This is a genomic window from Streptomyces sp. NPDC057543 (assembly GCF_042801895.1).
GTDB lineage: Bacteria > Actinomycetota > Actinomycetes > Streptomycetales > Streptomycetaceae > Streptomyces.
Genome location: NZ_JBHVFF010000584.1, coordinates 1 through 1,424 on the forward strand (window position 1 = coordinate 1; position 1,424 = coordinate 1,424).

Sequence of the window (1,424 nt, forward strand, 5' to 3'; positions counted from 1 at the left end):
GTACGGACCCGGCGTCCGTACCGCCCTCCCTCCTGCCCCCTACTTCTCCTGCTTCTCCTGCTTCTTCGGCAGCAGCTCCGGGCTGAGCAGCAGCGTCCGCAGCTGGGCACGGGTCAGCGGCGGCGTCTTCAGTAGCGGTCCCTGCGCCCGCTCGCCCTTGAAGCCGGTGCTGTCCCGGACGGCCAGCACCCCGCCGTCCTTCAGGGTGAGCCGGCCGACCAGCTCTCTCCCCCACTGCGGGTCGACCCCGTAGTTCATCGGGTCGCTCCAGGTGGTCAGCACCCGCCCGTCCGGCAGCTCCTCGTTCACGCAGTCCGCCGGACCCGGCTGCCCCTGGGCGGGCTTGCACGGATCGTCGGCCGGGTCCACCGCGCCGGGCTTCCCGGTGTCCAGGTAGCCGATGACGAGGTAGCCGACGCCGCCGTCCTTGCGTACGGAGAAGTGCCCGTCCAGCGGCCCCGCCAGGTGCGGCATCTCCCGCTCGGAGGTGTCGCCGTCGCGGATGACGGACAGTGAGACCTGATCGATGTCCCCGACGTCCTTGGGCAGCACCTTCATCAGTTGCTTCGCCCGGCCGCCGTTCCCCACGAGCTCGACCGGGGCCGCCACCGTGGTCTCCTGCGTGTCCCCCTTCGGTGCCAGGTTCGGCACGGCGACGGCTCCGGCCGCGGCCGCGGCGACCGCCGCGACCGAGACGGTGACCCGGCGCCGCAGCCGCACCCGGGCGGCCCCGGCGTACACCGTTCGGGTGGTGGTGGCCGGCTGTCCCGCATCGTCCGCGGCCCGCCCCAGCAGCTCGTGCAGGTCGTTGCTCATACCAATTCCTCCGCCATCTCGGCGCGCAGCGCCGCCAACCCCCGAGCCGCGTGGCTCTTGACCGTGTTCTCCCGCATCCCGAGCAGTCCGGCCGTGGCCTCGACACTCAGGTCCTCCCAGTAGCGCAGGACGAGGACGGTCCGCTGTTTGACCGTGAGCCGGGCGAGTGCCGCCCGTACCGCCAGACCGGTATCCGTGTCCGGCGCCCGGTCGGCGCGGTCGGGCAGTTCGCCGTAGGACTGTTCGCGCCGCCAGAACCTGCGGCGGGATGCGATGAAGGTGTTGACCAGCGTCTTGCGCGCGTACGCCTCGATGTTGTCGAGCCGTCCGTACCGCCGCCCCCCGAGCACCACCTTGACCAGCGTCGCCTGGACCAGGTCATCGGCCTCGTGCCGGTCGCCGCAGAGCAGGTACGCGCTGCGGAACAGCGCGGTACGTCTGCCTTCGACGAAGGCGTGCAGCGCGGCATCGTCATCGATCCGCATCGTCGGCGCCCCTCTCCGGGTCCGCGGGTGCGGACCGTCTCACCCTTCCAGTGCGGTGGAAGGCACCTCGGGTTGCAGCAGAAGGCAGAAAAGGGAGGGGCGGTACGGGCAACCGGCCCGTAC

The 1,424-nt window shown here is 71.6% G+C and carries 2 protein-coding genes; both read right to left on the minus strand.

Features of this window, described 5'->3' with window-relative positions:
- Positions 1-39: 39 nt before the first annotated feature.
- Complete coding sequence (locus tag ACFU8Q_RS41460) at positions 40-816, minus strand: hypothetical protein (RefSeq protein ID WP_384465392.1); 777 nt, start codon at positions 814-816, stop codon at positions 40-42.
- The gene (locus tag ACFU8Q_RS41465; protein WP_384465395.1) at positions 813-1,301 is read right to left on the minus strand and encodes a SigE family RNA polymerase sigma factor; all 489 of its coding nucleotides are present in this window, start codon (positions 1,299-1,301) and stop codon (positions 813-815) included. Before ACFU8Q_RS41465 ends, ACFU8Q_RS41460 begins: the two co-directional genes overlap by 4 nt.
- Positions 1,302-1,424: the final 123 nt, after the last annotated feature.

Excerpts from the sequence above, each read along its gene's own strand:
- ACFU8Q_RS41460 (WP_384465392.1), bottom strand. The coding sequence starts at position 816 with ATGAGCAACGACCTGCACGAGCTGCTGGGGCGGGCCGCGGACGATGCG.
- ACFU8Q_RS41465 (WP_384465395.1), bottom strand. The coding sequence starts at position 1,301 with ATGCGGATCGATGACGATGCCGCGCTGCACGCCTTCGTCGAAGGCAGA.